The organism is Myxococcus sp. CA023 (assembly GCF_010998615.1).
Lineage (GTDB): Bacteria > Myxococcota > Myxococcia > Myxococcales > Myxococcaceae > Myxococcus.
In genome coordinates this window covers 106,659-113,741 of the sequence record NZ_JAAEAH010000017.1, presented here as the reverse complement: position 1 = coordinate 113,741, position 7,083 = coordinate 106,659, and the positions used below count along the sequence as shown (strand labels likewise).

Below are 7,083 nucleotides of genomic sequence, written 5' to 3'. Positions count from 1 at the left end.
GCCCCACCCCCACCTGGACGCCGGTCACGGCGAGGGCGCCCCACTCTCCGCGCCCTCGGGCAGCTCCAACCGTCGGATGGGCATTCCCGGAGGGGCCAGCTCCTCGGGCACCAGCCCGTCGGCGGGCTTGGGAACCGGCTGCCCGTTCGCATCCACGGGCTGATGGTCGGGATGGAACATCAGCACGGCCGCAACAATCTCTCCCGAGTCCTTGTACTGGAAATGACGCACGTACCCGGGCGGCAGCTCGAAGTCGTCGGGGACGACGAGGCCTTTCTTGATGGGCTTCGTCCCGGGCCGGTAGAGCTGCATGCCCGTCAGTTCGGATTCCATGGCCGGCTCCTGGACGTCGGTATCGGTGTCCAGTTCGGCAACAAGCTCGGGGGTGGGCTGCGGAGCAGACGCCGCGACGGGAGGCGGTCGTGTCCGCGGCGCGCGGGCACGCACCTCAGGCGTGGGAGGCGGAGTGGGCAGCGGCACCTCCGCGAGCGGCGGCGGCGCTTCCACCTCGATGTCGGTCGAGCCCCACCAGACACTCAAGCCAATGCACGCGAGCGTGAAGACACACGCGCCGCCCACGAGCCACACGCCCAGACCCTTCCCCGTTCGAGCAGGCGTGATGTGCGTGACGCCGTCGCTGTCAACACGACGCTTTGCTGCAGGGGACTGCGGCCTCATGTTCGCGCGAAGACCTCCGGGCTGCGTATGCTACGGAGCCACTCCCTCCGAGGCAAACACAGCGCCTTCCGCTCACCCTCATGAGCTCTTCGTCCATTCTCGTCACCGATGCTCCCGGCGGCACGCCACCCGTCACCACGCCCGAGCCCGCTCGCTTCACGGTGCACGCCTGGACACCCGGGCTGCGAGGGCTCGCGGTGGTGACGCAGCTCGCCGCGCTGGGCGCCCTGCTCCACTTCACCGCGCAGCTCTGGATGGAAATTTCCGAAGGGACCCAGCGGATGCAGCCCGTGCCCATCGCCATCGGACTGCTGCTGCGAGTCGTGCTACCGCTCGCGTTCGTCTCCGCGCTGCGCCGCAGCCGCCGGGCCACCGTGGACGTGGACACCCACCAGTGGACCCTGACGCTGCGCGGCGGCGCCCGGATGGAGATTCCCTTCGAAGCCGTGGCCGCGGTGCGCCCCTGGCGGTTGCCGCTCCCGGGCCCCGGCCTGGCGCTGCGGATGCGGTCAGGCCGCGCTTTCAGCCACGCGCTGGAGGTGGAGGACGCACTGCCCCTGCTGAACGCGCTGGGCCGGCACGGAGCACTGGGCGCCGCGCAATCCCACACGCTGGTTCGTTACGCCCAGGTGCGCCATGCCCTGTGGCGCCGGCGCTGGTACCACCTGCTGGTGAAGTTCGTGTTCTTCCCGCTGGTGCCCACGGCCATCCTCTTCTACTCGTACCAGGTCATCTCGTTTGGAGGCGCGCTGGGTGAGTACAGGATGTACGGATTGGACGCGTACCTGCGTTCGTTCGGCCGGTACTACGCGCCCATCTCGTTGTGCCTGCTGCTCTTCGCCTGCTTCTGGCGCGTCGCCGCGGAGGGCGCGTCGCTCCTGGCTGCGTGGCTTCTGCCAGCCTGGGCGCGCGGCGTGCGGCGTGCGGCGGAGTGGATCTGCTGGCTCGTCTACTACGTCGGCACCCTTGGGTTGATCGGCGCGCGCTTCATGATGTGACGCGCGCGCCAGGCGCTGGAAACGACAAGGCCCCCGGTTCCCGAAGGCAACCGGAGGCCCAAGCACCGCGCCCACACCCGAGGCGTGAGCGCCGTCGCAGCGACTACGGCGTGGGGTTGAACTTCGCGCTCTCCCAGCCCATGCGGTCGTGGCCGTTCTTGTTCCAGGTCGAGGTGTCGGCGGGCAGCGCGCCGGTGCCGCCAGAGCTGGAAATGGTGCCACCGGTGTAGGTCGGGTGGGTGTCGTCAGACTGGAGGTAGTCGTAGCTGGTGCTCGCGTTGACGAAGTGCGTGTTGGAGTCGCGCAGCGTGGAGCGCAGCGTGACGGAGATGCGCTGGACGTACGCCGCCTCGGACTCGCCCTCGATGTAGCGGATGGCCTCGGAGTCCACCTTGCCATCGCCGTTGGAGTCATAATCCGCGGCCATGTACTCCGCGAACGAGTCCGCGCACTTGAAGCCGTGGCGAGCCGCCAGGCTGCACGCACGCCAGTTGCTCCTCGCCAGCAGCGGCAGGAACTTCTCCCGCTTGTTCACCACCTGGCCCGTGGCGGAATCCCGGCATTGGGTGTTCACGTTGTCCGCGTTGAAGCCCGGGTAGTAGATGTTGGAGATGATCTTGGTCGCGGTGGCGGGCGCGTACTGGTTGATGGTCTGCATCGCCCGCTCCATGTACGTGGTGCAGGTCGCCAGGGCGGCCTCCAGGCCGGAGTAGTTACAGGTGCCCGTCTGCCCAGAGAAGGCGCTGCGCGCCTGGAGGTAGTCGTTGCCACACATCTCGAACATGACGACGCGGGTGTTGGCCGCCTGCATGTACGAGCGCTCAGAGACAATCTTGTTGTTGTAGATGTCGTCCGCCTTCGCGCCGGACTTGGTGCGGCGGATGACCTCCACGTCCGCGTTCCACTTCCGCGCCAGGTCCTCGCCCTGCACCACCGGCGCCGCGCGGCGGGCCACATTCCAGAAGAAGACGGAACCGTTGTAGCCGGCGTAGATGGAGTCGCCGTAGGCCACCACGCGGTACTTCGTCGACGTCGACGGCTGGTCGATGGTCCACGACGTGTTCTGGTTGAGGGTGCTCGCCATCGCGCTACCACCGACCGTGACAGCCGCGCACATGGCGACGATGGACATCCCGTTGTGACGGAAAGACATGCCCCGCTCCTTTGGAATCCCACTGGGGGGTTGTTGGGGGAGCGCGGAGGCTACATGGCGTCGATTCGCAAATCACCCTCAAACAAGGATAACGCACCAAGTCAGAAATACTGGCGTTGATATGACCTCACCCGTGTTTGAAACGATGTCGTAAGAATGACGCGGAGCAAACATTTGACGCAGTGTTTCATCATGTTTCACCCAGGTCCGGAGTGTTTCACGTGAATCTTTCCCGTGGCACGAGAGCGCTGATGCAGTGGCTGCTCCTGGGTGGGCTGGTGGGCGTCGTCTGCGGCGTGGCGTCCGCGGTCTTTTTGTACCTGTTGGACGAAGCGACGCACTTCCGGGAAGGGCACCCGTGGCTGGTGTACGCGCTGCCGGTGGCGGGGCTGGTGCTGGGGGCGGTGTACGGGAAGTGGGGTGGGCCCATTCGCGGGGGCAACAACCTGGTGCTGGACACGGTGCACGCGAGCGACGCGCAGGTGCCGGTGCGCATGGCGCCCATGGTGCTGGTGGGGACGGTGCTGACGCACCTGTTCGGCGGCAGCGCGGGCCGCGAGGGCACAGCGGTGCAGATGGGCGGCAGTCTGGCGGACCTGGTGGCGCGGCGCTTCCGGGTGGGCCCGGACACGCGCCGCGAGCTGCTGGCCGCGGGCATCGCGGGTGGGTTCGGTTCGGTGTTCGGCACGCCGGTGGCGGGGGCGGTGTTCGGGCTGGAGGTCGTGGTGGTGGGGCGCATGGGCTACGAGGCCCTGCTGCCCGCGCTGGTGGCGTCGGTGGTGGGCGATTTGGTGACGCGGAGCTTGGGCATCCATCACACGCCGTATCCGGCGCCGGGGGCGCTGCCCCTGACAGTGGCGGTGTTGGCGAAATGGCTGGTGTTCGCGGTGGCGGTGGCCGTGGTGGCGGTGGTGTTCGTGGAGTTGATGCACCGGCTAAAGAAGCTGCTGGAGCAGCGCGTGCAGGTGTTGCCGCTGCGGATGGCACTGGGCGGTCTGGCCGTGCTGCTGCTGTGGCTGCTGGCCGGTACGGATGACTACCTGGGCCTGGGGGTACCGGGCATCCAGCGGGCCTTCGAGGACCCGGCGCTGCCCGTGTCGGCGTTCGCGTGGAAGCTTGCCTTCACGGTGGTGACGCTGGCCGCGGGATTCCTGGGCGGCGAGGTGACGCCGCTGTTCTTCATCGGCGCGTCGCTGGGCAACGTCCTGGCGCGGCTGTTGGGCCTGCCGTTGGATTTGGGCGCGGCGGTGGGCATGGCGGCCCTGTTCGCGGCGGCGGCGAATACGCCGCTGGCGCTGTCCATCATGGCCGTGGAGCTGTTGGGGGCGAATGTGTTGCCCCACGTGGCGATTGTGGCCACGGTGGCGTACCTGCTCACGGGGCAACGGGGCATCTATCCGTCACAGCGGATTGCGCGGATGAAACACGGAGGGCCGCTGCTGGAGAAAATCGTGGCCCTGCGGGAGCTGACCCGCGAGGACCGCGCCCCGCCCTCAGGGCCTGAGGGACGGGGCGGCGGCTGAAGGCTACGGCTCCGGGAAGTGGTAGACGTTTCCGTCGTCGCCGACGATCCAGAAGTTGCTTGAGGAGGTCATGGCGATGTCGCGGAGCGGCACGTTCGGTGCGCTTGGGGTGAAGGCTGGAGCCTTGGCCCAACCGTGTGGGGTCAGCCGATGCAGTCGGCCCCTGCTGCCGTCGTTGCCGATGACATAGGCATTCATTGTCCCGGGCGGGGCAGCCACACTGGCGTAGTTGAGCACGGGTCCCGTAGGCGGGAGCACCCGCTCCCAGTCCCTCGATTGCCCACCGCCTTTCACCACCAAGCCTCCATCACCCACCGCATAGATGTGCTCCACGCTCGCAGCCCACACCGCCCGCAAGCCGCCGTTGTAACCTGCGGTCCCCTGGAGGTTGTGCGCGGCTGGAGTGCCCCAGGTGGTGCTGCGGGTATGGAGATTCACCACCGGCGTCAGCGGTGACGACTCTCCTGTCGAGCCCACTGCATACAGCGCATCCTGACCGAATGCATGGAGCCCCCAGTACCGACCGGGCGAATCGTGGCGCTGGGTAACGCCTGTAAATTCATACAAATGGCCCAAGGTGGAGACTGCGAATATTTGAGCTGGGTTTCCTACTCCAACGACACTGGAGAAGTAGTCGCTCGTGCCAGGGAGATTGACGTCGATATGGGAGCAGGAACCCCCGTTGTGCTCGCCAATCAAACCGTCTTCACCGGCCACGATAAGATAACTATTATTGGGGTTAATCCACGCCGCGTGCCAGTCCAGCGTGTTTCCGGCCGGCCCACACCGAGTCGCCGTATCCCCGCTGTGGCTGAGGAACGCTGAAGTCGCGTTCATCTTCACCGCCAGCCTGCCATCCAATCCCGCCACCCACACCGGGTAACCATTCGGGTGCACGGCGACCGTCCTCCAGTTGCCCCCTGCCAGTACTGGGTCCACCACCCTCTTCAGCGAGCCGCATGACATCTGCTCATCCACCTGCCCATCGCAGTCGTTGTCCAGGCCGTCGCAGACCTCCGTCGCTTGGGTGTTCGTGGCGAGGTCAGCGTCATCACAGTCCAGCATGTTCGTCGCCATCATTGGAGGCAGCGTCCCTCCAGGGCACAGCTCTCCCACCGGCGCGCTGTCCTTCTCGCCCTCTCCGTCGCTGTCCGCGTCCGCGTAGAGCGGCGTCGAAGGCGTGCCGACACAGACCGTCCCCGTCTGCGCGCCGTTGCATGCATACGTCCCGTTGCAGGCCTCCGTGCAAGCCGTCCCCAGGGCACCCGGCCCTTCCGTGAACAACTCGTCGACGCGATTGTCACAGTTGTCATCCAAGCCGTTGCACGCCTCCACGCCGTTCGGATGGATGTCGGCCCGCTCGTCGTCACAATCCCCTGTCATCTCGACATGAAGTTCGCTCGGCGGGTCACAGGCCTCCGTGCCGGGCCCATTGCGTCCGAAGCCATCGCGGTCGTGGTCCAGGTACCAGACCTTGTTGGTGACACCCGTTTCCATCTGGCCGTCGCAGTTGTCATCCAGGCCGTTACAGAGTTCCGGCGCGCCAGGATAAGCCTTCGCACGCGTGTCGTCGCAGTCCCCTTGGGTCGTGGAATAGCCAGCCGGAACGGCGCCACAGAACACGCGCGAAGGCGCATTCACCGCGGCGAAGCCGTCCCCATCCGCATCCGCATATGCCACCGTCGGCGTGGTTGAACCACAGGGACTCTCCTGACAGGCACCCAAAACACATACCTGTCCCGTTCCACAGGCATGCTGCGCATCACATGCCAGAGGACGTTCCCCTTGGAGTTCCTCCAGGCTCGGGACGGAGCACGCGGTGAACAGCAGCAGCCATGCCACGCTCCAGCGCATCATCGTGCTCCCCCTTGCTGCGTGACAGCCTCGTCCCGCTCTCCCAACAGGAGCCAGATCACCAGAGCGCCCGCCGCCGCAACCCCGGCCGTACCAAAGAGAACGTTGGCCGTTCTCGCGCTGCGCTGCGCACGGCCGTGATGCGCCACGAGATGCTCGTGGAACCTCGCCTCCCTAGCGTCCGAGAGCTGTCCTCGGGAAGAGACGCCGAAGACGGTTCCCGTACCGGTTGCCGCAATGCCAGCCCCCAGCAGCACCAGACTGGCAAGCGGCACCTGCCGCCCCCCGATGCGCCGCCAGGAAGCGCTCGACGTTGCTGTCCTGGCTTGGACCTCCACTGGGCTCGAAGCCGTGGCCTGTTCGGTAGGCGTCAGCGCGGCGGGCAGCCCTGAAGAGGCGTCGGCTACGGACTCCGTCTCGGGCGGCTCGATGAGAGCTGCCTCACGCGTGGGCGAGTCCTTTCGTCTACGCGCCAGTTCCGCTTTGGCGAGTGCACGCTGGGCCTCGAACTCCCGCGCGACTTTGGGGGAAACGCGCAAGGGAAGGCGTGCCTCTGGCTCGAGCAGAAGGGCTGTACGGAACTCGTCACGCGCCGCCTGCCACCGCCCGAGGTCCGCGCTGATGATGCCACGATGCAATGCGAGCGATACTCGTTCGCGCGTCCCTCGGAGGCTCCCTCGAGCACGATCCAGTTGCTCGAGGGCACGCTCGTACTCGAGATCGTCATAGAGGCGCACGGCCTCCGAGACATGGCGCCCAAATTCGCCATCCGCTCTGGCCGCATGCGCTGGAATGACAATCCATAGGCATGCGGCGAGAGACAGGCACCGCCTCCAGGTCAGAGCAACAAGCATACCTGGATTTTAGTTCAGACAGA

At 66.6% G+C, this 7,083-nt stretch carries 6 protein-coding genes; 2 read left to right on the top strand and 4 right to left on the bottom strand.

The window, feature by feature from the left end; genetic code table 11:
- Positions 1 to 24: 24 nt before the first annotated feature.
- A complete protein-coding gene (locus F8M74_RS10160; protein WP_141259119.1) occupies positions 25 to 678 on the bottom strand; it encodes a hypothetical protein in 654 nt (217 codons plus the stop codon).
- Between the two features lie 80 nt (positions 679 to 758).
- Between F8M74_RS10160 and F8M74_RS10155 the strand changes: the two genes are divergently transcribed.
- Positions 759 to 1,676 (top strand): hypothetical protein, encoded by a 918-nt coding sequence (locus F8M74_RS10155; protein WP_228560970.1) that lies wholly within the window; start codon positions 759 to 761, stop codon positions 1,674 to 1,676.
- Positions 1,677 to 1,779: 103 nt separating this feature from the next.
- Here F8M74_RS10155 and F8M74_RS10150 read toward each other — a convergent pair whose 3' ends face one another.
- On the bottom strand, positions 1,780 to 2,829 hold the full coding sequence (locus F8M74_RS10150; protein WP_141259121.1) for an SGNH/GDSL hydrolase family protein: 1,050 nt from the start codon (positions 2,827 to 2,829) through the stop codon (positions 1,780 to 1,782).
- Positions 2,830 to 3,050: 221 nt separating this feature from the next.
- Between F8M74_RS10150 and F8M74_RS10145 the strand changes: the two genes are divergently transcribed.
- Positions 3,051 to 4,352, top strand: a complete 1,302-nt coding sequence (locus F8M74_RS10145) for a chloride channel protein (RefSeq protein WP_162294959.1) — start codon at positions 3,051 to 3,053, stop codon at positions 4,350 to 4,352.
- 3 nt (positions 4,353 to 4,355) lie between these two features.
- Here F8M74_RS10145 and F8M74_RS10140 read toward each other — a convergent pair whose 3' ends face one another.
- Entirely contained in the window at positions 4,356 to 6,209 is a 1,854-nt protein-coding gene (locus tag F8M74_RS10140) for a putative metal-binding motif-containing protein (RefSeq protein WP_141257930.1), read from the bottom strand.
- Entirely contained in the window at positions 6,206 to 6,943 is a 738-nt protein-coding gene (locus tag F8M74_RS10135; protein ID WP_228559649.1) for a hypothetical protein, read from the bottom strand. Before F8M74_RS10135 ends, F8M74_RS10140 begins: the two co-directional genes overlap by 4 nt.
- Between the last annotated feature and the right edge of the window lie 140 nt (positions 6,944 to 7,083).